We start from the raw sequence: 24212 nt of genomic DNA, 5'->3' as shown, positions 1-24212 counted from the left end.
CCTTGCTGAGAAATTCAACGAAAACAGATAAACATGGAGCCAATACGTTGCAAACATAGAGGCCGCATCATTTGAATTATGATACGGCCTCTTTTAGTTTACCCTCTGTACCCAGCGCCGGAGTCGAACCGGCACGGTTTCCCACAGGTGTTTGAGACCAGCGCGTCTACCAATTCCGCCAGCTGGGCATGCTCTGCTGTATTGATCAATGATCTCTTACAGGCGGGCTGCAAATGTATCTAAACTCTCTTTAATTCGCAACAGATATTTTTGCCTATAGTAAATATCTGCAATTTTTATGCGTTTTTCCTGTTGCGCGGTATGATCAAGCTCGGTGTAATCGTTGGTTAACCCGGTCAGTTTTTCATTCATATCGCTCTCAAAGGCAAGTACTTCTGCGGTTATTCTTCCCAGCTCGGCAGCATCGTCAGCTTCCATAAGCCGTTCGTTAATTTCCATCATTTCCATCAAAAAATCTGATGGTAATTGGGGTTTTGCACCCTCAGATACCAGGCCATGGAGCTTCAAAATGTACTCCATTCTGCGCGCGGGGTCGGTTAAAACCTGGTAAGCTTTATTATTCAGGGTCGATAATTCTAATATTTCCTGTTGCCTGGCTTCGTCCTCGCCGGCATAAAAATCGGGATGATAAAGCTTGCTCAACTCGTAAAACTTCTTTTTAAGTGCAGCCTGTTCAACAGTAAAAGACTCGGCTATGCCATAAAACTCAAAATAATTCATAGTGACACAAATTTCGCCAATTTTATTCAATTACACGAATTTGAGCAGATGGCTGCTTAGGCGTGTTCAACTGATTACATGAATATGATACAGGCGATTTCACTTATTGGACAGTGGTTTACATGATGCTTCCGGCTAATTAGTTCCAATTCGTGAAATTCGTGTTAGCTTCATTATCTTTGCCTCATAACCTACATACTATGTTATTTGATCAAATGCGGCAGAAGCCGTTCTTTATATTGGGTCCATGTGTAATGGAAAACCAGGAATTGTTGTATACCGTGGCTGAAAAAGTTGCCGAAGTTGGCCAAAAATACAATGTGCCTGTTGTATTTAAATCATCATTTGATAAGGCTAACCGTACCTCAATACATTCATACCGCGGGCCGGGCATTGGCAAAGGCATGGAGATGCTTCAAAACGTAAAGGAAAAATTCGGCTTGCCGGTTATTACAGATATTCACGAGCCTTTTCAGGCTGCCATAGCTGCCCAGGTGGTTGACGTATTGCAGATTCCAGCCTTTCTATGCCGCCAAACCGATTTATTGGTTGCGGCTGCCGAGACAGGTAAAATTGTGAACGTCAAAAAAGCGCAGTTCCTTTCTGGCGCCGATATGTTTTATCCCGCACAAAAAGTTTTGGAAGCAGGTAATACGCAGGTGATCCTTACCGAACGTGGTAACATGTATGGCTATAATAATCTTGCTGTCGATTTCAGGAACATTTATGATATGAAAGCCTTTGGGCATCCGGTTTGTATGGATTGTACCCACTCGGTACAACGCCCTGGCGGGGCAGGCGGCAAAACGGGAGGAGACCGCACTTTTGTGCCGATGATGGCTTTAGCAGCAAAAGCTTTTGGTGCGGATGGCTATTTCATAGAAACTCATCCAGACCCGGATAACGCTCTAAGCGACGGCCCTAATATGCTTAAATTGCATGACCTGGATGCGTTAATAAAATCGTTAGCTAATTAACAAAACTTAGATACCTAATTTATGAAAATGAGTTTTGTTATTTTAACCTGGAACAGATATAAATTCCTTGAGAAATGCCTGGAGGCGTTGACATTGAGCATTGCCGATACAAAAGAATGTGAAATTGTGGTAATGGATAATGGATCAACCGATGATACTTCAATAATTTTAGATCGATATAAGGACCAAGAATTTGTTAGGATAATTAAACGAGATAAGAATTATGGACTTAACAGTTATAAAAAGTTATTTTCATATGCTAAAGGGGACTATATTGTAGTTGTCGACGACGACGTGCTAACATTTCCAAAACAGCTTGACAGGGTTTTTGAGAACTATATGCTAACATTTAGGCATTACGGCTTTATTGCGCTAAATGTTATACAAGATGAATTTACAAACGGCGCCAAACCTGGCCCTGAGTTTTATACTGAAGAGGCTATTGACGATAAGGTAATTGAGTACGGGCCAACAGGCGGGTGGTGCGCCTGTTTTAGAAAAAAAGATTATCGTAAGCTTTGGTTTAAGGTGCTCTTTGCCAATTTGGATATGAAGTACTCAGAAGATGGCTTTTTAGTGCATAATTTTCAAAAAAAATTAGGCCTAAAGTCAGGAATTATTAAAGATCAGTTTTGTTTTCATGCTTCAGGCCCGTATTACGCAAAGCAATATGGCCATCTTGATCGTGAGATTGCGAAGTACAAACAATCTGGTCTACAGTCACTGGTAAGTGATTATCAAAAATATCATAATAACTAAGTCCGGCCGTACTTATACTATTTTATAACACGTTATGAAACAAATTGCCAAAAGAGTTTTTGATATCGAAATTGAATCGTTGCAAAACGTGGCCGGGTTAATTGATGATGAATTTACTAATGCCGTTAACGCTATATTGAGCGCAACTGGTAAATTAGTTGTTATTGGAATAGGTAAATCCGGACTTATTGGAAGAAAAATAGCAGCTACGTTGGCAAGTACTGGCACCCCAAGTTTTTTCCTGCATCCGGGTGAGGCTTTTCATGGCGATTTGGGTATGGTTAGCACCAACGATGTAGTTATGCTAATCTCTTACTCTGGTGAAACCGATGAAGTTCTTAGAATTATCCCGTTTTTAAAATGGAATAAAAATTTGATTATTGGAGTTACGGGTAACCCCGGATCAACAGTAGCAAAAAATAGCGGGCACCATTTAAATATTAAAATAGCACGTGAAGCCTGCCCGCTTGAGTTAGCGCCTACGTCATCAACAACCGCTGCTTTGGTCATGGGTGATGCCCTGGCGATAGCCTTGATGGAATCGCGTGATTTTAAGCAGCATGATTTTGCGCGTTTTCATCCGGGAGGCAGCCTTGGGCGTAAGCTGTTGGTAAAGGTGAAGGAATTAATGCGCACCGATAAGCTGCCATTTATAAATGAAGATGCATCCTTTACTGACCTGTTATTGAGCATGTCTGCAGGGCGCTTGGGTATGGTAATGGTAGGAGATAGCCACCGTATCAACGGTGTGGTTACCGATGGCGATTTAAGGCGTGCCCTTTTGAAGCATCCGGATACATCTACCTTAACTATAGCAGATATTATGACAGTCGATCCTGTTATTATTGATCAGGAAGAATTTGCGGGTAAAGCAGAGCAGTTAATGATCGAAAAGAAAATCACGACGCTATTGGTTGGTTCGGCTCAAAACAAATCGGTTGTTGGTGTGTATCAGATATACAATTAATGAAATTCAATTTATCAATTATCAAATAAGCATCTATTTACAAACATCTACCTCCGCTAACATGCTTGATCGCTCCTCAAATCAATCTATATCAAAGTTTGAAGTACCTGATAATATCCATATAGCAATAATTGGCCTGGGCTACGTAGGCCTGCCTTTAGCCGTTGAGTTTGCCAAAAAATACCCCGTTAAAGGATTTGACATTAAGCAAAGCCGTGTTGACGATTTGAACAACGCTTTTGATCGTACCCTCGAAACTGATACTGCTACTTTGAAGGCGGTTTTGGGTGGCGATAAAGCAGGCAACGGATTGATATTTACTTCCAATGTGGAAACTATAGCCGATTGCAATGTCTATATCATTTCTGTACCAACGCCAACCGATATTCATAACCGTCCGGATCTTGGTTTGCTCAAAAAAGCAAGCGAATCTGTTGCAGGAGTACTTAAGGTTGGGGATGTAGTTATTTATGAATCAACTGTTTATCCTGGAGTTACTGAAGACGTTTGCGTTCCGGTACTTGAACAGGTATCAAATCTTAAATTCAATACGGATTTTTTTGCAGGATATTCGCCGGAGCGAATTAACCCCGGCGATAAAGTACATACGCTCACCAATATTTTAAAAGTAACATCTGGTTCAACACCGGATGCCGCTGAATTTATTGATAAACTTTACCAAAGCATAGTAATCGCAGGCACCCATAAAGCACCGAGTATAAAGGTTGCGGAAGCATGTAAGGTGATCGAAAACTCGCAACGCGACATTAATATTGCCTTTGTTAATGAGTTAGCCAAAATATTTCAAATTATGGGTATTGATACCCATGCGGTTTTGGAAGCCGCCGGTACTAAATGGAATTTTTTGAATTTTAAGCCGGGTCTTGTTGGCGGCCATTGTACAGGTGTGGATCCCTATTACCTGGCGCAAAAGGCCCAGGAAGTAGGTTATCATCCCGAGATTATTTTAGCGGGCCGAAGACTCAATGACGGAATGGGTACCTATGTTGCGCTTGAAGTTATCAAGTTGATGATTAAAAAAGACATTGCGGTTAAAAAATCGAAAGTTTTGGTACTTGGGTTTACTTTTAAAGAAAATTGTCCGGATGTACGCAACACCAGGGTAATTGATATTGTGAAAGTTTTAGGAGAATTTGAAACCTGTTATGAAATTTATGATCCCTGGGCCGATCCGGTAGAGGTTGAACAGGAATATGGGGTAAAAACCCTTAAAGATTTTAATCAGTTATCAGGCACTTATGATGCCATTATTGTGGCTGTATCTCATCGGGAATTTTTTAATCTTGACTATAATCAATTAAAGAAGAGTACTTCATCGGTTATATATGATATTAAAGGGATACTTGACAAGGCAATGATAGATGGGAGGCTTTAGTCTTCTTTAATTAGCCACTCTAATTGAGAAAAAAATACACACAAATTTCAAATTTGGCTTGCTACAAATTTGAAATTTCTTAATTTTGCCAACCAAACCCGAACCCATTTGTAACGGATTGTACATTCAATTATCACATTGTTAATTATAAATAAATATGCTAATTTTAGCAGTGTTATTTACTTCAATAAGCGCTAATACATGATTCACAGATACGCTACTTTTATTAAAGCAGTGAACCTTACCATAGATTATATTATACTTAATATGAGTATGGTGATTTCTTACTTTATTGAAGATAGGTCATACATTTTTTGGATCAATAACAGGAAATATTTACCGGTTGTTTTGGTTTTTAATTTGATATGGTTATTATCGGCCAATATAACCGGGCTCTATGAGCATGTGTTAAATAAAGATTCCATAAAAACTTATCGTGGCGTAATAAAAACCTACCTGTTATTTGTAAGCTTTATTTGTTTCACTATCATTATTTTAATAGGTACTAAAGCCTACTTCATCACAAGGGAATACCTGTTTTATTCGTTAGCATTATTTGGCTTTTTGCTTGGTTTATGGAAATTGATATTCTTAACTATCCGCAAAAGTGACCGGGCGTCTTTAATTGACACAAGGGCGGTTATTATTATAGGTGGCGGACGCATTGGCTATGATCTGTACAGTTTTTTTAAACAAAACCCCGAACGTGGTTATAGCCTTGTAGGTTTTTTTGATGACGATCCTGCTACGGTTGTTGATAAGCACCTATATTTAGGCGATACTAACGATTGTATCAACTATGTATTGAACAATAAAGTTGACGAAATTTTTTGCACCCTCCCCAATTCTGAGGCGTTAACTATTGAACGCCTGATGCTTGATGCTGATAAAAATCTCATCAGGTTTAAATTCATACCTGAGTACTATGATTACGCAAAAAAGCCAACCTTTATACAAAGCTTTGGGCATATCCCGGTAATATCTGTACGGCCAGAACCATTGGAAAACATGCTTAACCGATCTATTAAGCGCTTATTTGATTTTACATTTTCACTCTTTATTATTCTGTTTGTTTTCAGCTGGTTGTTCCCCATACTGGCTATCATCATCAAACTGGAATCTCGCGGACCAGTTTTTTTTGTGCAGGAACGCTCCGGGCGTGATAATAAGCCCTTCAAGTGCTACAAATTCCGCAGTATGCGGGTCAATAAAGATTCTGATAAAAAGCAGGCTACCCGCGGTGATGCCCGTATTACCAAGTCGGGTGCTTTTATTCGCAAAACCAGCTTAGATGAGCTGCCACAGTTTTTTAATGTAATATTAGGCAATATGTCGGTAGTAGGTCCAAGACCACACATGCTGAGCCATACGCAACAATATTCGCAGTTGATAGATACCTTTATGGTAAGGCACTTCCTTAAACCTGGCATCACTGGTTGGGCGCAGATCAAAGGCTTTCGCGGTGAAACTCAAACTACCCAAGCCATGCTTGAACGTGTGGAGGCCGACGTTTGGTACCTGGAAAACTGGTCGTTCCTGTTAGATTTGAAAATTGTTTTCTTAACCTTCTGGAATGCTTTAAGGGGCGAGAAAAACGCGTTCTAACATGCCGGTGTTCCACGATCAGTTAAATCGTGAAGTAAATATCTCTGCCATTCCGCAAAGAATTGTTTCCATAGTTCCGTCTCAGACGGAATTATTATTTTATTTGGGTTTGGATCGGCAAATTGTCGGCGTAACCAAATTTTGTATCCATCCTAAAGAAAAGGTAAAACTCCTAACCAAAATAGGTGGTACCAAGCAATTAGACCTTGAGCTGATTAAATCTTTGAAACCCGATTTAATCATTGCTAATAAAGAGGAAAACGAACGTAACCAGGTTGAGGCCTTAATGAATGTTTGCCCGGTTTGGATCAGCGATATCAATAATATTGAAGGTGCGCTATCAATGATCCAATCAGTGGGAATTATTACAGGGAAAACTGTAGCGGCAAAAGATCTATGCCGAAATATCACTCTTCAGTTTCAAAAATTCACTTTGTCAAATTTAAACCTAAGCGTGGCCTATTTTATATGGCGAAAACCCTATATGGTTGCAGGTGTAGAAACCTATATAGATAGCCTTTTAAAGCTATGCGGCCTCAAAAATGCTTTTAATACCTACCGGTATCCCGAAGTAACACCTGCTGATCTTATTCAGGCTAACCCGGGTATTTTATTACTATCCTCAGAACCTTATCCCTTTAAACAAAAGCATATAGACGAATTTAAGCAGCTGTTGCCACATGCTAAAGTAATATTAGTTGATGGCGAGATGTTTTCCTGGTATGGCAACAGGTTGTTGCAGGTACCTGGTTATTTAGCTAATTTAGTTAAGCTTATTTAAACCCATCTTGTATGAAAATTATTATTGTTGGCGCAACAGGCACCCTTGGGAAGCATGTGGTAAAAGCCCTCGAAAAAGATCACGAAGTAATTAAAGCCGGTTCAAAAAGCGGTGATTTGCAGTTAGATATTTCATCGCCCGAATCAATAGAACGCTTTTATGAGCAGGCGGGTTCATTTGATGCGCTAATAAGTACCACAGGCAACGGTCATTTCGGTCCGCTAAGTACCATGAAGGATGCCGATTTCAGAAAAGGGATTGATAGTAAACTGATGGGCCAGGTTAACCTGGTTTTAACAGGGCAGCATTATGTAAATCCAAAAGGATCGTTTACGTTAACCTCGGGTATTTTAAGCGAAGATCCCATTTACCTTGGTGCAAACCTAAGCGCCATTAACGGCGCCCTGGAGGCTTTTGTGCGTGCCGCAGCTATCGAACTTGAAAACGGCGTTCGTATCAATGCTATCAGTCCCGGCGTTGTTGAGGATTCTCCCGGCTACTTTCCATTTTTTCCGGGGCATATTCCTGTAACCATGAATAGGGTTACCCAGGCTTATATAAAAAGCGTATTAGGTACCCAAACCGGACAGGTTTATAAAGTATTTTAACATTGCTTAAACCCCGAACTAAGCCAGACTTACGAAGTTTAAAAAACTTCGTAAGTCTTTCTTCACCAGGTTACTATTTCAATACCGGCAAAATAATCTTCGAACTATCGTGATAAACTTTGATAGTTTCCTTCACAAAATCTGAATCCTTCGCGTGATAAATATCTACAAACTGTTGCGGGTTTCTATCAGCCAGTGGGAACCAGCTGCTTTGCACCTGGATCATTATTTTATGTCCCTTTTTAAAGGTGTGCGCCACATCGGGCATGATGAATTTTACTTGAGTGGGCTTACCCGGTACAAAAGCCTCGGGCTTTGAAAAACTGTTACGATATCTGCCGCGCATAATTTCGGCACGCACCAGCATCTGGTATCCGCCCATAGGGTATTTGTTTACCGGGTTATCGGCAGTATTATCCGGCAACACATCAATCAGCTTCACTACAAAATCGGCATCTGTGTTAGATAGGCTCACCATCAAATCGGCAATTACCGGGCCGGCCAGGGTAACATCATTAGCTAAAGTATCAGTATCAAATACAAGCACATCGGTGCGTTGGCTTGCAAAGCGTTGATCGTCGGTCATGTACTCACGGGTGCGGTAGGTGTGCACGCCATCGTTATAAGGCACCGGTTTGGCCGGATCACTAATGTAGCTGTCAAAAGTGGCTGTTTTATTGGCCGACGGACTAAACGCAAGTTTTCCACCTTTCTCCAGGTATACCGGGGTTTGTTTTGCGCCGGTAACGGGCCACTCTGCAAATTTACGCCATTTGTTTTCGCCGGTAAAAAATATGGTGGCCTTGCTAATGGTATCAACAGCTCCCTTTCCTTTAAGATAGTAATTGAAAAACGGAATTTCGATGTTTTCCTGGTACCACTCATTGGTTTTGCTGCCAAACTGGATATTGCCCAAATGGCTGCCATCTTTACTTGCCCATTGCCCATGGTACCACGGTCCTATAACCAGTTTACTATTGGTAGCAGGGCTTTGTTTCACCAGCGCCTGGTAAGTATTCCAGGTTCCATAGCCATCCTCGGCGTCAAAAAGCCCACCCACTATTAACATGGCAGGTTTAACATTCTTTATACCGCTGCGGGCGTCACGTATTTTCCACCAGGCATCAAGGTCGGGGTGGATCATCATATCGCTCCAGAATTTGAGGCTGTCGCCGCTGATTTTGGTAAAGTTGGGTAACGCGCCTATCTTTAAATAGGCTGAATAATTATCCTTGTCCTTAAATTCAAATGTCTTAGCAGGCAAAATAGTAGGATGGGGGCGGGGTTGACTAAAACCATACCCCACATGAAAATCAAAAGCATCCAATAAAAATAAAACACCGTTATGATGATCGTCATCCCCAAAGAAACGATCTGTAACCGGTGCCTGCGGACTAACCGCTTTTAAAGCCGGGTGACTGCTCAAGGCAGCTTCGGTTGCATAAAAGCCGGGGAACGAAATACCGCTTACCCCAACGTTGCCATTATTGTTATCAATGTTTTTAACCAGCCAGTCGATAGTATCGTAAGTATCGCTTGCTTCATCAACATCTTTGTTTGTTTTTTTATCGGGGTTGAAGGGATGTACCACCACAAATTCGCCCTCACTCATCCAACGACCGCGAATATCCTGGATCACCATAATATAGCCTTCCCGGCAGTACTTGATCATGTAGTTTCGCCAGTATGCTCGGTAACCTGTGCCATACGGCGCACAGGAGTATGGGGTACGGGTCATCAGGATGGGATGTTTCTCTAATTGATCTTTAGGAATATATACCGATGTGAACAGCTTGGCGCCATCGCGCATGGGGATGCTTACCTCCTTTTTGATATAATTGTTTACAAACCAGGCTGAATCGGCATTTTGGGCTGATGCAGCAAAAGGGGCGATGAGGATAAAAAGAATCAGGATTTTCTTCATAAGGATAAAAAACGATCACTGTAAATATATTGATTTTGATAAAGTATGATATATAGTTTTGGTATGTTCCTTTTCATTGTAATAGTCTTCTTACAAAAAGGATAACGCTTTTTGCCGTATTTCTTCGATATTTGATTTACACGGTTCATAAACCGTTGGTTAAACCCAGTTACCTATACTTTAATAAAAATAACAAACCTACTATTATGGACAACTCGCGTCGTACTTTTATTAGGCAGGCCGCATTGGCTGGTGCCGGGGCAATGATCACCAAAACGGCCTGGAGCGCCAGCAGCTATAAACGCATTATTGGTGCCAACGATAGGGTAAGGGTGGGGGTTGTCGGTTTTTCTGACAGGCACAAAGGCTCGCACATTCCCAGTTTTATGAACCATTACAAAGAATTGAACTTTGATGTGGTTGGGGTTTCTGATATATGGAAAAACCGCCGCGAAGAAGGTGCGGCCACCTGGAAAAATAAAATGCAGCACGATGTGAAAGCATACCGCAATAACGAAGAATTATACGATAGCAAAACGGTAGATGCAGTTTTTATCAGCACGGCTGATTTTCAGCATGCGCGCCATGCTATTGAGGCGGTAAAGGCCGGTTGTGACGCCTATGTAGAAAAACCTTTTGCCGAAACAATGGAGGATAACCGCGCAGCCCTTAAAGCGATCAAAGAATCGGGCAAAATTGTGCAAATTGGCTCACAGCGCAGGAGCGGGGATAACTATCACGCGGCAAATGACTTTATTAAATCGGGCAAGTTTGGCCCCATTACCATGGTTGAGCTTACCTGGAATGTAAACCAACCCGGTCGCTGGCGCAGGCCAGAACTATTAGCTACTTTAAAGGAGGAAGATACCGATTGGAAGCGTTTTATCATGAACCGCCCTTACGAGGCTTTTGATCCACGTAAATATTTAGAATACCGTTTGTTTTGGCCATACTCATCAGGCCTGGCAGGCCAATGGATGAGCCACCAGATTGATACCGTGCATTGGTTTAGCGGCCTTAAACACCCCCGCAGCGTTGTAGCTAACGGCGGTATTTATATGTGGAAAGACGGCCGTAAAAACTGGGATACCATTTTAGCCGCATTTGATTACGGTCCGCTGGATGATCCGTCAACCGGCTTCCAGGTTACGTTTGGCTCGCGCATGCATAATGGCGACGAGCATCCGGCCGAAATTTATTACTCAAACGGCGGCGAATTGAACCTGATCACCAATAAAGTTTCGCCCGAGGGAGGGCTTACCGAAAAAATGGCCGCTGCCATGAAAATGCAGCCTAACCTGCTGCCCGAGATTAGCCTGGCAAATACCCAGGCTGTTGTGGCGTCGGCCAATACGGGCGGGGATATCCTTACGTCAAACCACGTGCGCAACTGGATGGAATGCGTACGCAGCCGTAAAATACCTAATGCCCCCGTTGAAGCGGGTTACAGCCACTCGATAGCTAATATTATGACCAATGCTGCAGTACATACTGGTTATAAAGCCACCTTTGACGAAACCACCCAGGAAGTAATGGCAAATGGTAAAGTATTTAAATACTAATTATGGGCAGGTTTAAAAATATTGGATTTGCATTGGTTTTGATGATTTCGACCACGGAAGCCTTCGCTCAAAAGAGCGAATTGGTAACCGTAACCGGATCTAAAACGGACAATAAGGTAGAAGTGTTGATTGGCGGTAAACCGTTTACAACCTTTCTGTATCCCGATAGCCTGGAGAAGCCCGTGCTGTACCCCATACGTACTGCCGACGGCATAGTTGTTACCCGCGGTTTTCCGCTTGATCCTAAACCCGGCGATCCGACGGATCATCCGCATCATATCGGCTTGTGGTTTAATTTTGAAAACCTGAACGGGTTAGATTTCTGGAATAACTCATACGCTATTCCTAAAGAAAAGAAGAGCGTGTACGGCTGGATCCGTACCGATCGAATCCTGGAAACCAAAAGCGGACGGGTAGGGGTGCTGACCTACCATGCCAACTGGACAAACCAACAAAAAGACGTGATCTTAGAAGAAACCACCCGCTTTGAATTTAGCGGCACAGTCAATCAGCGTATTATAGATCGAGTAACTACTTTGAAAGCCAGTGTTGATGCTACGTTTAATGATGCCAAGGATGGCATGTTAGGCCTGCGCTTAGCGCACGATTTACAAATGCCTGCTACCGAAGATCAAAAATTTACAGATGACAAAGGTAACGTAACCATTGTAAAAGCAGGTACCGATAAAATAGCCAATGGTAACTACCTAACCAGCGCCGGCAAAACCGGCAATGACGCATGGAGCACCCGTGGAGTTTGGTGTAAAGTGTATGGCAAAATGGGAGCAGATTCTGTAAGTATTGCTATTATAGATCATCCTCAAAATCCTAACTACCCAACTTTTTGGCATGCACGTGGGTATGGCCTGTTCGCGGCCAATCCTTTAGGTGAAAAGGTTTTTACCAATGGTAAATCGGCTAAGAACCTGCACTTGAATAGAGGGGAATCGGTTACGTTTAAATACCGGATTGTGATTAGTAATGGGGACAGGACATCTGACGGTGCTTTACTTAATAAGATGGCGGAAAGTTTTGAGAGGAAATAAACTATGGAACCATGGTGTTTCGCTGATTCTCCGGGTCATTTTGCCACCATTGTTCAGCCTCATCCCATAAACCTATTAACTCTTTTGCACGTTTCTCATAGATATCTCTGAAAAAGGACTCTTTGCTAAAATCAAACCAATAGTCGCCATTGTTTTTTTTGCTTCCCACACGTAACCGCTTGTACATGTCATGGGCAGTGCAATTTGAAGGCTTGATTTCTTTGCCCCAGGAAAGTAATATTCCTTTTGGTGAACAATTAGAAATTTCTATCACAAACTTTGAATCGCTTGAACTAAACTGATATGTCAAAAGATTGATCCCGTCGCTTTTAAGTCTCCTAAAATGAGGAAATGATCCTTTAAATCCCTGCTCTCTTAAAAATGGGATAATTATCTGCTTAATAGCAGAGTTCATTAAAATGCGTCTTTCCTTTCCCGTCATCATGTTTTAAAACGGTTTAAATTTATTGATAACTGTTGTTTAATCATAATTAAGTTATCAGCCTCTTCATAAGCCGTGTAATATCATTATACTTCTATTTTGAACGGAAGTCACCTACACTTACCTTCAAATTATTTTATTATTTTTGCGCCAATAAACTCAATAGGTGCCTATATGTGATCAGCCATTTCTTTCAGACAAATAAAACAGGATTATTCAATAATCGCTGTCATTTATTCACACTAAAAGAAATGAACTATGCTGATCCTTCAGGATATCATCTACATGCACCCTAACCGGGAACTGCTATTTTCCGGTATCAATTTAATTGTTAATCAACAACAAAAAATGGCCCTGGTGGGCAATAATGGCATAGGGAAATCTACGCTGTTACAACTCATGGCCGGGAATCTTTTGCCCGTTGCCGGGAATGTTAAACAATCGTCAAAACCCTATTATGTTCCACAGGCTATTGGGCAGCATAACAGTTGTACCATAGCTGAAGCGCTACTAATTGACGACAGAGTGAAAGCCCTTAACGAAATTTTAAAAGGGCAGCTCACGGAAAAAAACTTTGAGATTTTAAATGATGATTGGACTATCGAAGAGCGTTGTGCTGAAGCATTTGCTTACTGGAAACTGGAAGGGCTGCATCTTTTTCAAGCAATGAACACATTAAGCGGCGGGCAGAAGATGAAGGTTTTATTGGCCGGCATCCGTATTCATCAGCCCGATATTGTGTTGCTCGATGAACCAAGTAATCACCTGGATACCGAAAGCCGTACTCTTCTTTATAACTATATTCAAAGCACCAACCATACATTGGTTGTGGTAAGCCATGACCGTGCGTTAATGAATTTGCTGCCTACCGTTTGTGAACTCAGTGCAAAAGGCATTACTTTTTATGGCGGTAATTATGATTTTTATGCCCTGCAAAAGGAACTTGAAAATAAAGCTCTTTATCATGACCTGCAAAACCAGGAGAAGGCGCTGCGTAAAGCTAAAGAAACCGAGCGACAGGCAATAGAACGGCAACAAAAACTGGATGCCCGTGGAAAAAAGAAACAGGAAAACGCCGGCGTTGCCAGAATTATGATGAACACCTTAAGAAATAATGCCGAACAAACAGGTTCGAAACTCAAAAGCGTTCATGCTGAGAAGGTTGGTGAATTGTCGCAACAAATCAGTCAGTTACGGTTAAATCTGCCAGCGGCAGATAAAATGAAGATCGATATAGATCATTCCTCATTACATAAAGGTAAAATCCTGGTTGCGGCTCAAAATCTCCAATTCGGCTATAATAAACATGCTTTATGGAAACAGCCAGTGGATTTTCAGATCTATAGCGGCGAACGGCTGGCAATACAAGGCGCAAACGGTTCCGGGAAAACCACGCTCGTCAATTTGATTCTTGGTAAACTGCAGCCCGATTACGGTGTAATCACCAAAGCTGATTTTACCGCTATTTATATCGATCAGAACTATTCGCTTATAGATGATAAAGTCAACGTATATCAGCAAGCGCAGGTTCATAATTCAGGAGTATTGCAGGAACATGATGTGAAGATACGCCTTAACAGGTTTCTGTTTATTTCCGAAGATTGGGATAAATCCTGCAACGCCCTTAGCGGTGGTGAAAAAATGAGGTTAGTACTGTGTTTGCTTACCATCAGTAATCAGGCGCCAGATATGATCGTTTTGGATGAGCCTACCAACAACCTCGATTTACAGAATATAGGAGTATTAACACAGGCAATAAATGATTATCACGGAACCCTTGTCGTTATTTCCCATGATCAGTACTTTTTACAGCAGGTTGGCGTAAATAAAACTATTTTATTGAATTAATTGAGTGAGCTCTTCTTACCGTTTTGTCATCCTTATTGCGGTGCTTATAATGTAAGCTATATAAAAGTGGAGAGTTTGAGTTTTGTTTTCCATAATCCCCGGCCTGCCGTTTAAAATTATTTTACAAAAAACAGATCGTTTTGAATGGCCAAATCGTCAAAAGGCAAAAACAAACAAAATGGAAAGTTTAAAAGACAAGGTAGCCGTAGTATTCGCGGCATCGGGAGAAATTGCTGGAGCAGTTGCCCGCTCATTTGCCCAACATGGTGCAAAGGTGTATGTTACGGCCCTGAACCTGAATGCTGTAAAAGCTTTAGCCGAAGAGATTAAAGCCAATGGCGGGCGGGCGGAGGCAGGTAAGGTAGATGCGTTGAACGAAACCGAGATTGACACCTATTTACAAAAGGTTATTGCTGACAATGGAAAATTGGATATTGTATTTAATGGCATCGGGAGCTACTACAAGGACGCTGGTAGTGGTACACCTACAACAATAGCCACTTTTGAGCAATTCATGAATCCTTTACAAAGGATTTGCGGATCTCAATTCCTTACTTCGAGGGTTGCGGCAAGGTATATGATCCAATCCGGCTCTGAGGGCACCATCTTACTGCTCAACGCATCTATGGCAAGGACTAAGACTCCCAATATGGCAGGGTTCGCCTCCGCCTGCGCAGCGATAGAAGGATTGACGAGGGTAATGGCTGCCGAATTTGGCCGACATGGGATCAAGGCGATCTGTATTTGTTCCGGTGCCTTGATGGAAACGAATAAGATATCTGGAATGATCAACGATTTTGCAGAAAAATTTGGCATTTCGCGTGAAGAAATGGCTTTAAATTACACAAGGTTTGATATCCTGAAATCGGGGCCGACATTAAAACAATTAGGCGAGACAGCCGCCTTCCTGGTTTCTGAAAATGGGGTAGTTTTCAATAGCCATGTTGTTGATTTTGATTGCGGAAAACTAAATTTGTTATAATCTATTTTAAAATGGAAAAAGCGGAAATACTTAAAAAGGCCTTAACCGGCGATATAAAATCGTTTCAAATGCTGTTTGCCGAATTTCAAAACCAGCTGAAATCTTATCTCTATCGTTTACACCCAGATCGGAACGACGTGGATGACCTGGCACATGATACTTTCATCCGGGCATTTGACAAAATCTCTATGTTCAACCAGGGTTCTTCGCTCAAAACCTGGGTGTTTAAAATAGCTACCAACCTGGCCTATGATCATTTAAGAAAATTAAACAGATGGCCGGCAGATGCACAGGACAAGGGTGCTTATTTAGCCATCGGCACTGAGGAGATCCAGCAGGCGTTTAGGGTTGTTAACCAAACCTCCAATGCCGGTGCCTATGAGATGAAAGAGCATATCGATTTTTGCTTTACCTGTATCTCAAAAACTTTACCTATCGAAAACCAGGTGGCATTAATCTTAAAAGATATCTACGATTTTCAAACCAAAGAAATTTGCCTTATCCTGGAGAAGACGGAGGGAGTCGTAAAACATCTTCTGAATTCCTCCAGAGATACCATGACCAATATTTTTGATAACAGGTGTGCCCTGGTAAATAAAAATGGCGTTTGCGACCAATGTAGTCAACTAAATGGGATATTTAATCCGAAACAAGATCAGCAGGAGCAGCGAATGAAACTGGAATTAGTAAAAGAGTCAAGTAAATTTAACAGAGCTGAACTTTTTGCCTTGAGGACAAAATTAGTAAAAGCTATTGATCCCCTGCATAGTTCTGGTGCTGACTTGCAGGATATTATTATGAGATGCACTAAGACAGCAATTGGCGAAGTGGGGAATTTTTTTATGCCAGCCCAGGATAAGAGAGCCCTCGATCCATTTGAGGATTAGTTTGATAGGCAACATACTTTATTAGGAAAGTGTAGCAGTAACAGTGTTGTGAAGGACCCTATTAACGTATTCACCCTCATCTCTTAGCGATGGGTGTTAATCATCGCTAAGAGATGAGGGTTTACTATTTTTCTTTTAAACGGATAGCATTAGCATCAAACATGCTCATCAGGCTACCCGTTGCATGGTCATCATCTTTCTTTGCCAGAAGCAGGCTCACATCATAACCCTGTGCCGTAAAATACAGCGTGATCTTGTCGCCATCCTGCTCAATTTTGGTCAGTGGAATATCCTTGTGCGCAGCGGAGGTGTCTAACAGGGCACCTTTCAGATGCCCTGCAGAGTCTGCAATATTAAACTTCATATGTGTATCTCCTTGTGGCAGGCCTTTTACCAGCACATCCCATTTACCAATGAAATAATTTGTTTGCGTTTGGGCAGTTACTTTTGTCGCGATCACCATCAGGATCAGGGCCATTAAATTAACCAGTGTTGCTTTTTTCATCTTTTGAATTTATTTGTTTGAGTGTCTACAATTGATCTAATGATTTAATTTTTAAGGTCTTTTTTAACTGCTCCAGTGTAACCGGGCTATTTATGTTGATCGAAACAGGTTCGTTTGGTAATACATCAATATAGTTGTCTGAAAGGGAAACCTCTTCATCTCCAAAAGTAATTTCTACCCGAGGAGCGAGGGCATTGCTGCTCAGTTTCAGCACATAATGGTCGCTTTGCTTTAAAACATCGGTTTGGATAGTAGCCTTTGTATATTTCAGGCCTTTCGGCCGCTTAAAATAGAAATCATTGGATGATAATAACGCTCCCTTTGCACTGGTTAGTTTTGCCGAAATAAAGCTCTTTTCAGGATCATAATAGGCACCGGCCAAATCCTCTTTCGGGATACTTATCGCGATTTCGCTTGACAAGGCTTTTACCTCATGTTTTATTTTTTTGCTCCACAAAACCTTGCCACCGAAATCCATCAGCCTCACCTCCAGTGATGCATCCTCGTTTGTTGTGTGATCGGATACCACATAAATATTGATCTTCCCATCTTCTTCTTGCGGCGATACCAACACCGGCTCAAAAAAGTGCTTTGCCATGTACATGGCTGCTTTAGGTCGGCCGTAATAATCCATCGTGGCCCATGATATCACTGGCCAGCTATCGTTCAGCTGCCAATATAAGAACCCCATAGAGAATGGTCTGCGGCGGCGCATAGCTTCGGTATAAATTTTCAGGCTTTCACCTTGTACCAGCTGACTCAGGTAATTAAATATGGCAAAATCAGCCGGTTCTTTGTATTCTGTCTTGATGATTTTACCAATCACCACATTGCCATTCAGGGAGAAGTTTTTTTGATGCGCATTCATAATGTCTGAAGTTGCAGAACGGTCGGTTGGTTCGGTAAAAGCGTCAATGCTGGCCATATCCGGGAAACCCTGAATCCCCGTTTCGCTCACAAAACGATCTTTGTAATTTGCCTGGTCTTCTATCGGTTTATTGCTCCACCAAACTTTGTAATTATGTTTGTCGCCCGAATTGAAGTTTGCAGATTGCCGTTCAAAGTCTGATGTTGGCGAACTTGAAGTATAAGGTATTTCAGGTGTTATCCTGTTGACGATGCCCGGGATGAAATAGCCAAACATCTCCAGGTAATCGGTAAAGGTTTTGGGTTTGATGCTTGATAAAATTTTATCAAACAGGGCTTTGAAGGCCTCAGGTATAACACCTGAGTCGGTTGGGTCAACATATAAACTGGCCTCACTAAAAATGCTGATCTCGTTATTACCACACCATACTGCTATGCATGGATGATTTCGTAAACGGCGTACCTGGTAGTCAACTTCTTCTCCGATGCTTTCTTTCAGGAACGATGGCGGCGTGGCATTGGCAAACATAAAATCCTGCCAGATCATGATACCCATCTCGTCGCACAGGTCATAAAACTCCTGCGTTTCATAATATCCTCCGCCCCATAGCCGCATCATGTTCATGTGCGCATCGGCTGCCGCCTGCAGGAAATGGCGATAACGTTTAGCGGTCATCCGCGTAGGAAAATGGTCGAACGGAATAATATTAGCTCCCTTGGCAAATACGGGTATGCCATTTACAATAAATTCAAATTTTCGCCCCAATGAATCACGGTCTTTGTTCAGTTTTACCGAACGCAGCCCGGTTTTGGTTGACACTTCATCGATAATATGCCCGCCTGTGATTAGTTCGGTTTTAAACAGGTACATATCCTGTTTTCCATAGCCGTTGGGGTACCATAGTTTGGGGGTAGCTATATCAATAGGATAACCAATCTCGTTTAGGCCGCTATGAAGTGTAACAGGGTATGTGAACGACCGTGTCTGAGCGCCCTGGGCATAAGTTATTTTCAGGACGGCCTGGGTTTTATTGGCGGAAAGCACACGAATGCCGGTAGTAATATGTGCCGCCTGCGGGGTAATGTCGGGTTGGGCAATACCCATATCAACTATTCGTTGATCTTCCCAGGTTTGCAGGTACACCGGACGCCAAATACCGCATGTAATCATGTCGGGCCCCCAATCCCAGCCCCCTTCGTAGGCCGCTTTGCGCACGTAGCTGCCCAACTTAAATTTATCGAATATCATTTTCGCTAATGCGCTGGTATCTTTGCCTTCGTTTTCTTCTGGGTGGGCTTTTTCGAGCCGGGCAACTTCCGGGCGGATGCGATGAAATACGATGGTTAAGGTATTGTTTCCTGGTTTCAGATACGATTTGATGTCCAGCCGCCATTCGCGGAACATATTATTGGCATGCAGTATAAATTTGCCGTTAAGGGAAATATCAGCAAGCGTATTCAGGCCCTCGAAAACCAGATCGATGTGTTTATGGTGAAGTAGTTTTTGATCGGCCGTGATCGTTTTGCGGTATTCCCATTCTGAATTGGATACCCATTGCACTTTTTTTTCGTTATCACGGTAGAAAGGGTCGGGTATCAGTTTGTGATTAAGCAGATCGGTGTGGATCAGACCCGGCACCGTAGCATTGCGCCATTCGGACAGCTCAGGTTTTGAGGCATTTTGTTCACGAAATTCCCAGCCTTTTTCGATCAGGATTTTTTGGGTTTGTGAAAAAGCCGCAAGCTCAAGTAAAAGGCAGGCGGTGATCATAGATAGTATTTTTCTCATACTCGGGAGTTAATAATTGTAATTGGTGTACAATTTTACCCGGACGGCTGAAATGAGGAGTGCCACTTTGCATAAATAAAAGTGGTACTATGCAAATTTGTTAGTTTTTGAGATATTCGGTTGGTGTTTTACCGGTCACTTCCTTAAAGGCACGGTTGAAACCCGTTTTGCTGTTGAAGCCACTCATATAAGCGATATCCATAATAGTGCGTTCTTCGTTGCTTTTGTTTTTCAACTCTGCTTCAACGTGGCGGATGCGGTATTCTCTAATAAAGGTAAAAAAGTTCTTATTGAAGGCTTTATTAAGCGTCTGTGAAAGCAGCAGCTTTTTAATGTGGGTCAACCCGCCCAGCTTTTCGATGGTAAGCTCCGGATCGAGATAGGGTTTATACTCGTCCATGAATTTTTCAAGTTTCAGCCGATAGCGTTCCAAATCACCGGCCTGTGGCACCGACTGGGAAATTTCCTCCTTTGCCGGGATAAAAACAGGGATACTCTTTTGCCAGATACCCAAAACCACCAGCAGGAAGGTCATGATGATGAAGCAGTACTCATTTGTGATAATATTAACATCAGTATTGTAATTGCTGGTAATTACCTTGGCGAGCACGCCTTTTAGCAGAAATTCAACGATCTGCAGCGTAATGATGACGATCATCCAGTTGACAGTGATACTGCCCGGCGCGCCGGAATAATTTTCGCGGATCAGTTTTTGGTGTTTCCGCAGCATATTGATGCAAAACCAGAAATAATAGAATATAAAGCAAATGATCACTATTGCTGATCCCGTATAATACCCGGTGCCTGCTACGGGATGTAGGAGGAAAGTAGTCAGCGGAATACCGATGATTATTAAGGGTAAATAAATATATAATTGTCTTATCCCGAAACCCGTTTCGGTGTCTGTAATATATTTGATATACCAGCCGCAAGTAGCAATGGTGCTCATGCCAAATATAGCGGCGATCACGCTGTAAAGATGATTGCCCGTGATCAATGACACCTCATCAAAGCTGAATTTTACCACGAAAGTGCTCAGTATGGCGATGAGCAATTTATCGCTGGTTTTCAAGGGCCATTTAAGCATTCCGATCAATACGATACCGATGATTGCCAAAATGATTCCGATGGATATAAGAAAATGCATGTTTACCCGGCAATTAAAAATTATGAACCGGTTAAAAGTATAAAACGAAATGGTATACTGCTCATATTATCAGCAAAAAACGTAATGAAACTTATTCTGGTGAGTGCTGCGAAGCGTTATGCAAAATTCGCAAGGTTATTTATATTCACAAAATATTTACTAACCGTTTCGCCATTAATGAAAAAGCTGTTTACATTGATTACCCTATTTATACTGGCGCAAAACGTAACAGCACAAAAAAAAGTACTGCGACAGATTGCTGATAGCATTAACGCAGAGGGGGAAATGCTTTATCGCTCTGAATGGGCATCAGGTCATAGTACGCAGATCTTCGCCTCCAGTTTCGGAAGGAAAAAGCTTCTATCTGGTGGATATTTTTCTTATGAGACTAAAAAAGAAATGACCACTATCTTTTTTTCTAAAAATGAGGGGCCAGTAGTATTAGCGACAGTTAAATTCGACCATGGTTTAGACTCGTCTAAATACAGTATAGACACAACTACAAGAAAATTTACCGAAAATGAAAAAGAGTTCTATACCATCCGGTCAAAAGCTGCACAGGCTGTTTTAAACGATACACTTTTTAAATTTTATGAACATACGAGTTTAAATCTTGTTCCTATTATAAAAAATGGGACAAAAAAAGTATATGTCATCACTGCGCAAACAGCACCGGATGAAATATTATTAGGAAATGATTACTTAATCAATTTTGACAAAGACAATGGTATAATTAGAAAAACAAAGCTTCATAACAATCTTATTCCCCTGGGAACTGGTGGTAAAGAAGCGATAAAAGCATCCTCACATCAACATTTAGGTGAAACAAGTCCTTTTATTACCGCGACAGATATCTGTGCATTTAAATTATGGAAGGCAAAGACAACTTGGGTGATCAGTTTCGTTGTCTCAGTTGGGTATGTATCTGCGTGGCACTTTCGCGATGAGTTTTTAGAAATTCTAACCCAAGACGAATGGCAAAAAATAATGAAAAATAAATAGCATAAAGCTACCCTACGCGTTCTAAATCCTAAATAGAAAATTCTACCTTCACTAAGGTATCCACCATTGTCGAGGAATAAAACATAAAAACCATCTAAATCAGCGATTTAGATGGTTTTCGAATCGGCAAAAATGCCGTTTTGTGCGCCCACCTGGGCTCGAACCAGGGACCAAAAGATTATGAGTCTTCTACTCTAACCGACTGAGCTATAGGCGCGGTTATTTTTGTTTATTTAACGGGTGCAATTTTACATATTTGCATTCATTTTACAAAACGCTTTATGCAAAATATCAAAAATATCATCTTCGACTACGGTAATGTGATCTTTAATATCGATTTTAAAAAGGCCGAATATGGCTGGAATCAATTGGGTATCAGCAACGCCGCCGAGTTTTTTGGCCATAAACAACAAGATGAAATTTTTGATAAATTTGATAGGGGCGAGGTCTCTGCCGGTGAATTTAGGGACTATATCAGGCAAAAATCGGGAAACTCATCACTTACTGACGACCAGATTAACGCCGCCTGGAACAGTATGTTACTTGGAATTGAGCCGGGAAACCATGAATTGTTGCTGAATTTAAAATCAAAATACCGTACTTTTTTGCTCAGCAATATCAATGCTATCCATTATGATTTTATTATGGATTACCTGAAAAAAGATTTCGGCTTTGACGGTAACGGGCACCTGTTTGAAAAAGCCTACTATTCGCACCACACAGGTATGCGCAAGCCCGAGGCAAGGATATTTGAGTTGGTACTTAACGAAAATGGCCTTAACCCCACTGAAACGTTGTTTATAGATGATAGTCCGCAACATTTGGCCGGTGCCGAAAAACTGGGCATTCAAACATTGTTGATGAGCAAGCCCGATACCATTCAGCAGTTCTTTAAACGATCAGGCTTATAGGTGGAATTTAAGGCCGTCTAAGGCTTTATCTACCTTTTTGTTGAGCCCATATACAATGATCCCAACAAGATCAAGGTTATCATCGGTATGGCGGGCAATTTCGGCAATGTTTTCCTGTTCGGTTTTAGTTGCAAAATGATTGTGGGTATAAACTCCTATTTGTAATTCACGATCTTTTGCGCGGTTAAAGGCGCGTTTCAGTTGCTCGTAGGTATCGGCTTTGTAAACCATTACAGGTTGTTTAATAAAAGGTAAATATACCGTGCCAGATGCGCTGATTAATTCCTGTCCATGCGTTTCGGGGAGCTTTATGGCAACGGAGCTGGCTAAAAAGGCAGTTACATTTAGTTTTTGCCAGGTTAGCAGATCATCCTTAATTACAATGGCTATTTTATTATCGTACATGGTTTTTGGCTATTTAATGATCAACTCCATTTGAATATTGCTGCGTTCGTATGGTGAAGTACGGGCAGCTACCTTGTTAAAGCCTAATTTATGGTATAGGTTAATGGCAGGTTTTAGTATAGTGTTGCTTTCCAGGTATATTTTTTTTGCACCTAATAATCTTGCCTTTTCAACTATTGCGTTGCCCAATAAAAAACCGATGTTTTTCCCCTGAACGGCAGGAGATACGGCCATTTTTGCCATCTCATATTCATAATCCGGGTCGTCCATTTTTATTAGCGCGCAAACCCCTGCCGGTTGGTTGTTGTACAGCGCTACAAGTATATAACCGCCTTTATTAAGGATATACCCTTCGGGGTTATCCAGTGCTTTATAGTCGGCTTCTTCCATTTTAAACCATTTGGAGATCCATTCTGTATTCAGATCTCTAAATGCCTGTTTGTATTTTGGGATGTAATCAACTATTTTAACGTTTGTGCTTTCCCTTTCCTTTTTTTGTTCGCGTACGCGGTTCAGAAGTGATTTTTGTTCCAACAAAAACTCCCATTCTTCAATAGCTTTCCACAGGTCATTACGGGTTTGGGACATAAGCTGTTCAATGGCCAGGTTTACATCAGTATACTGATCTCCCATATTTTGAGCTATAGTTAGGCCTTTAGCCGATAAGCTAACCATATTACGCCTACCGTCGGTATTATCTTTTTTTTCAATTACCAGCCCATGTTTTACCATCTCCCGGGCAATCTTGCTTACCGAAGGATGGGAGTGGCGAATTTCTTTGGCAATATCTGTAATGGTTTTAGCCTCTCCCTGCGATAAAACATAAAATACCGGGAACCACTTGGGCTGCATATCGGTATTGTAAAGCTTATAAATGTTAGCCGCGTCTTCGGTTATCATTTCGGTTAGCATTCTTAACCGGCTGCCAATAGCCATTTTACCTGTTTTGTTGAAAAAGTTCATATTATAAATATAATTACGTAACTGATTACGCAAATATATAAAATGTTTATTTGTTTACCATGGATAGATACAAAATGATGAAAGTATGATACTATATG

General features: G+C 41.6%; 22 protein-coding genes and 2 tRNA genes. 14 read left to right on the top strand and 10 right to left on the bottom strand.

The annotated features are described in order from the left end of the window. Positions 1–108: 108 nt before the first annotated feature. Positions 109–188, bottom strand: a tRNA-Leu gene (locus tag FHS10_RS26040). A 28-nt stretch (positions 189–216) separates the two neighbouring features. Next, entirely contained in the window at positions 217–741 is a 525-nt protein-coding gene (hscB, locus tag FHS10_RS26035; protein WP_259096823.1) for a Fe-S protein assembly co-chaperone HscB, read from the bottom strand. Positions 742–941: 200 nt separating this feature from the next. On the opposite strand from hscB, the gene kdsA reads away from it, so the two are divergent. The 7 genes from kdsA (at position 942) to FHS10_RS26000 (ending at position 7834) form a co-directional block, all read left to right on the top strand. After that, entirely contained in the window at positions 942–1718 is a 777-nt protein-coding gene (gene kdsA, locus FHS10_RS26030; RefSeq protein ID WP_259096821.1) for a 3-deoxy-8-phosphooctulonate synthase, read from the top strand. A 21-nt stretch (positions 1719–1739) separates the two neighbouring features. Beyond that, complete coding sequence (locus FHS10_RS26025) at positions 1740–2477, top strand: glycosyltransferase family 2 protein (protein ID WP_259096819.1); 738 nt, start codon at positions 1740–1742, stop codon at positions 2475–2477. A gap of 34 nt (positions 2478–2511) precedes the next feature. Next, entirely contained in the window at positions 2512–3444 is a 933-nt protein-coding gene (locus tag FHS10_RS26020) for a KpsF/GutQ family sugar-phosphate isomerase (RefSeq protein WP_259096817.1), read from the top strand. Between the two features lie 61 nt (positions 3445–3505). Beyond that, positions 3506–4840, top strand: coding sequence for a nucleotide sugar dehydrogenase (locus FHS10_RS26015; protein WP_259096815.1), 1335 nt, complete (start codon positions 3506–3508; stop codon positions 4838–4840). Between the two features lie 201 nt (positions 4841–5041). Then, complete coding sequence (locus FHS10_RS26010; protein ID WP_259096813.1) at positions 5042–6445, top strand: undecaprenyl-phosphate glucose phosphotransferase; 1404 nt, start codon at positions 5042–5044, stop codon at positions 6443–6445. 1 nt (position 6446) lies between these two features. Then, positions 6447–7226, top strand: coding sequence for a helical backbone metal receptor (locus FHS10_RS26005; RefSeq protein WP_259096811.1), 780 nt, complete (start codon positions 6447–6449; stop codon positions 7224–7226). Positions 7227–7237: 11 nt separating this feature from the next. Continuing rightward, positions 7238–7834: a short chain dehydrogenase gene (locus tag FHS10_RS26000; protein ID WP_259096809.1), complete on the top strand. Its 597-nt coding sequence runs from the start codon at positions 7238–7240 to the stop codon at positions 7832–7834. A gap of 73 nt (positions 7835–7907) precedes the next feature. Here FHS10_RS26000 and FHS10_RS25995 read toward each other — a convergent pair whose 3' ends face one another. Further along, positions 7908–9758, bottom strand: coding sequence for a CocE/NonD family hydrolase (locus FHS10_RS25995; RefSeq protein ID WP_259096807.1), 1851 nt, complete (start codon positions 9756–9758; stop codon positions 7908–7910). A gap of 206 nt (positions 9759–9964) precedes the next feature. On the opposite strand from FHS10_RS25995, the gene FHS10_RS25990 reads away from it, so the two are divergent. Beyond that, positions 9965–11320 (top strand): Gfo/Idh/MocA family protein, encoded by a 1356-nt coding sequence (locus FHS10_RS25990; protein WP_259096806.1) that lies wholly within the window; start codon positions 9965–9967, stop codon positions 11318–11320. A 2-nt stretch (positions 11321–11322) separates the two neighbouring features. After that, positions 11323–12366 carry a DUF6807 domain-containing protein gene (locus tag FHS10_RS25985; protein ID WP_259096804.1) on the top strand — a complete coding sequence of 348 codons (1044 nt, stop codon included), beginning with the start codon at positions 11323–11325 and terminating at the stop codon, positions 12364–12366. A gap of 1 nt (position 12367) precedes the next feature. Here the strand turns inward: FHS10_RS25985 and FHS10_RS25980 are convergent, their stop codons facing one another. After that, entirely contained in the window at positions 12368–12811 is a 444-nt protein-coding gene (locus FHS10_RS25980) for a DUF4304 domain-containing protein (RefSeq protein WP_259096802.1), read from the bottom strand. 255 nt (positions 12812–13066) lie between these two features. On the opposite strand from FHS10_RS25980, the gene FHS10_RS25975 reads away from it, so the two are divergent. The 3 genes from FHS10_RS25975 to FHS10_RS25965 all read left to right on the top strand — a co-directional run bounded on the left by FHS10_RS25975 (position 13067) and on the right by FHS10_RS25965 (position 16525). After that, complete coding sequence (locus tag FHS10_RS25975) at positions 13067–14656, top strand: ABC-F family ATP-binding cassette domain-containing protein (protein ID WP_259096800.1); 1590 nt, start codon at positions 13067–13069, stop codon at positions 14654–14656. 178 nt (positions 14657–14834) lie between these two features. Then, positions 14835–15638, top strand: a complete 804-nt coding sequence (locus tag FHS10_RS25970; RefSeq protein WP_259096798.1) for an SDR family NAD(P)-dependent oxidoreductase — start codon at positions 14835–14837, stop codon at positions 15636–15638. An 11-nt stretch (positions 15639–15649) separates the two neighbouring features. Further along, positions 15650–16525 (top strand): RNA polymerase sigma factor, encoded by an 876-nt coding sequence (locus FHS10_RS25965; protein WP_259096796.1) that lies wholly within the window; start codon positions 15650–15652, stop codon positions 16523–16525. A 124-nt stretch (positions 16526–16649) separates the two neighbouring features. On the opposite strand, the gene FHS10_RS25960 is transcribed toward FHS10_RS25965, so the two are convergent. The 3 genes from FHS10_RS25960 to FHS10_RS25950 form a co-directional block, all read right to left on the bottom strand. Beyond that, complete coding sequence (locus FHS10_RS25960) at positions 16650–17030, bottom strand: hypothetical protein (RefSeq protein WP_259096794.1); 381 nt, start codon at positions 17028–17030, stop codon at positions 16650–16652. A gap of 25 nt (positions 17031–17055) precedes the next feature. After that, positions 17056–19686: a beta-mannosidase gene (locus tag FHS10_RS25955; RefSeq protein ID WP_259096792.1), complete on the bottom strand. Its 2631-nt coding sequence runs from the start codon at positions 19684–19686 to the stop codon at positions 17056–17058. 100 nt (positions 19687–19786) lie between these two features. Beyond that, on the bottom strand, positions 19787–20833 hold the full coding sequence (locus tag FHS10_RS25950) for a helix-turn-helix domain-containing protein (protein ID WP_259096790.1): 1047 nt from the start codon (positions 20831–20833) through the stop codon (positions 19787–19789). A gap of 84 nt (positions 20834–20917) precedes the next feature. On the opposite strand from FHS10_RS25950, the gene FHS10_RS25945 reads away from it, so the two are divergent. Next, on the top strand, positions 20918–21835 hold the full coding sequence (locus FHS10_RS25945) for a hypothetical protein (RefSeq protein ID WP_259096788.1): 918 nt from the start codon (positions 20918–20920) through the stop codon (positions 21833–21835). A 143-nt stretch (positions 21836–21978) separates the two neighbouring features. Here the strand turns inward: FHS10_RS25945 and FHS10_RS25940 are convergent. Then, positions 21979–22052 (bottom strand) — tRNA-Ile (locus FHS10_RS25940). Positions 22053–22116: 64 nt separating this feature from the next. Between FHS10_RS25940 and FHS10_RS25935 the strand changes: the two genes are divergently transcribed. Continuing rightward, positions 22117–22746, top strand: a complete 630-nt coding sequence (locus FHS10_RS25935) for an HAD family hydrolase (RefSeq protein WP_259096787.1) — start codon at positions 22117–22119, stop codon at positions 22744–22746. Here FHS10_RS25935 and FHS10_RS25930 read toward each other — a convergent pair. Both FHS10_RS25930 and FHS10_RS25925 read right to left on the bottom strand, forming a co-directional pair. Further along, complete coding sequence (locus FHS10_RS25930; RefSeq protein WP_259096785.1) at positions 22741–23151, bottom strand: DUF2000 domain-containing protein; 411 nt, start codon at positions 23149–23151, stop codon at positions 22741–22743. The genes FHS10_RS25935 and FHS10_RS25930 overlap by 6 nt on opposite strands. A gap of 9 nt (positions 23152–23160) precedes the next feature. After that, positions 23161–24114: a bifunctional helix-turn-helix transcriptional regulator/GNAT family N-acetyltransferase gene (locus FHS10_RS25925; RefSeq protein WP_259096783.1), complete on the bottom strand. Its 954-nt coding sequence runs from the start codon at positions 24112–24114 to the stop codon at positions 23161–23163. Positions 24115–24212: the final 98 nt, after the last annotated feature.

Origin of the sequence: Mucilaginibacter dorajii (genome assembly GCF_024808255.1) — a bacterium.
Lineage (GTDB): Bacteria > Bacteroidota > Bacteroidia > Sphingobacteriales > Sphingobacteriaceae > Mucilaginibacter > Mucilaginibacter dorajii.
Note: the sequence above shows the minus strand (reverse complement) of the source record. Positions and strands in the feature narration are given on the sequence as shown.

Excerpts from the sequence above, each read along its gene's own strand:
- hscB (WP_259096823.1), bottom strand. The coding sequence starts at position 741 with ATGAATTATTTTGAGTTTTATGGCATAGCCGAGTCTTTTACTGTTGAA.
- kdsA (WP_259096821.1), top strand. The coding sequence starts at position 942 with ATGTTATTTGATCAAATGCGGCAGAAGCCGTTCTTTATATTGGGTCCA.
- FHS10_RS26025 (WP_259096819.1), top strand. The coding sequence starts at position 1,740 with ATGAAAATGAGTTTTGTTATTTTAACCTGGAACAGATATAAATTCCTT.
- FHS10_RS26020 (WP_259096817.1), top strand. The coding sequence starts at position 2,512 with ATGAAACAAATTGCCAAAAGAGTTTTTGATATCGAAATTGAATCGTTG.
- FHS10_RS26015 (WP_259096815.1), top strand. The coding sequence starts at position 3,506 with ATGCTTGATCGCTCCTCAAATCAATCTATATCAAAGTTTGAAGTACCT.
- FHS10_RS26010 (WP_259096813.1), top strand. The coding sequence starts at position 5,042 with ATGATTCACAGATACGCTACTTTTATTAAAGCAGTGAACCTTACCATA.
- FHS10_RS26005 (WP_259096811.1), top strand. The coding sequence starts at position 6,447 with ATGCCGGTGTTCCACGATCAGTTAAATCGTGAAGTAAATATCTCTGCC.
- FHS10_RS26000 (WP_259096809.1), top strand. The coding sequence starts at position 7,238 with ATGAAAATTATTATTGTTGGCGCAACAGGCACCCTTGGGAAGCATGTG.
- FHS10_RS25995 (WP_259096807.1), bottom strand. The coding sequence starts at position 9,758 with ATGAAGAAAATCCTGATTCTTTTTATCCTCATCGCCCCTTTTGCTGCA.
- FHS10_RS25990 (WP_259096806.1), top strand. The coding sequence starts at position 9,965 with ATGGACAACTCGCGTCGTACTTTTATTAGGCAGGCCGCATTGGCTGGT.
- FHS10_RS25985 (WP_259096804.1), top strand. The coding sequence starts at position 11,323 with ATGGGCAGGTTTAAAAATATTGGATTTGCATTGGTTTTGATGATTTCG.
- FHS10_RS25980 (WP_259096802.1), bottom strand. The coding sequence starts at position 12,811 with ATGATGACGGGAAAGGAAAGACGCATTTTAATGAACTCTGCTATTAAG.
- FHS10_RS25975 (WP_259096800.1), top strand. The coding sequence starts at position 13,067 with ATGCTGATCCTTCAGGATATCATCTACATGCACCCTAACCGGGAACTG.
- FHS10_RS25970 (WP_259096798.1), top strand. The coding sequence starts at position 14,835 with ATGGAAAGTTTAAAAGACAAGGTAGCCGTAGTATTCGCGGCATCGGGA.
- FHS10_RS25965 (WP_259096796.1), top strand. The coding sequence starts at position 15,650 with ATGGAAAAAGCGGAAATACTTAAAAAGGCCTTAACCGGCGATATAAAA.
- FHS10_RS25960 (WP_259096794.1), bottom strand. The coding sequence starts at position 17,030 with ATGAAAAAAGCAACACTGGTTAATTTAATGGCCCTGATCCTGATGGTG.
- FHS10_RS25955 (WP_259096792.1), bottom strand. The coding sequence starts at position 19,686 with ATGAGAAAAATACTATCTATGATCACCGCCTGCCTTTTACTTGAGCTT.
- FHS10_RS25950 (WP_259096790.1), bottom strand. The coding sequence starts at position 20,833 with ATGCATTTTCTTATATCCATCGGAATCATTTTGGCAATCATCGGTATC.
- FHS10_RS25945 (WP_259096788.1), top strand. The coding sequence starts at position 20,918 with ATGAAACTTATTCTGGTGAGTGCTGCGAAGCGTTATGCAAAATTCGCA.
- FHS10_RS25935 (WP_259096787.1), top strand. The coding sequence starts at position 22,117 with ATGCAAAATATCAAAAATATCATCTTCGACTACGGTAATGTGATCTTT.
- FHS10_RS25930 (WP_259096785.1), bottom strand. The coding sequence starts at position 23,151 with ATGTACGATAATAAAATAGCCATTGTAATTAAGGATGATCTGCTAACC.
- FHS10_RS25925 (WP_259096783.1), bottom strand. The coding sequence starts at position 24,114 with ATGAACTTTTTCAACAAAACAGGTAAAATGGCTATTGGCAGCCGGTTA.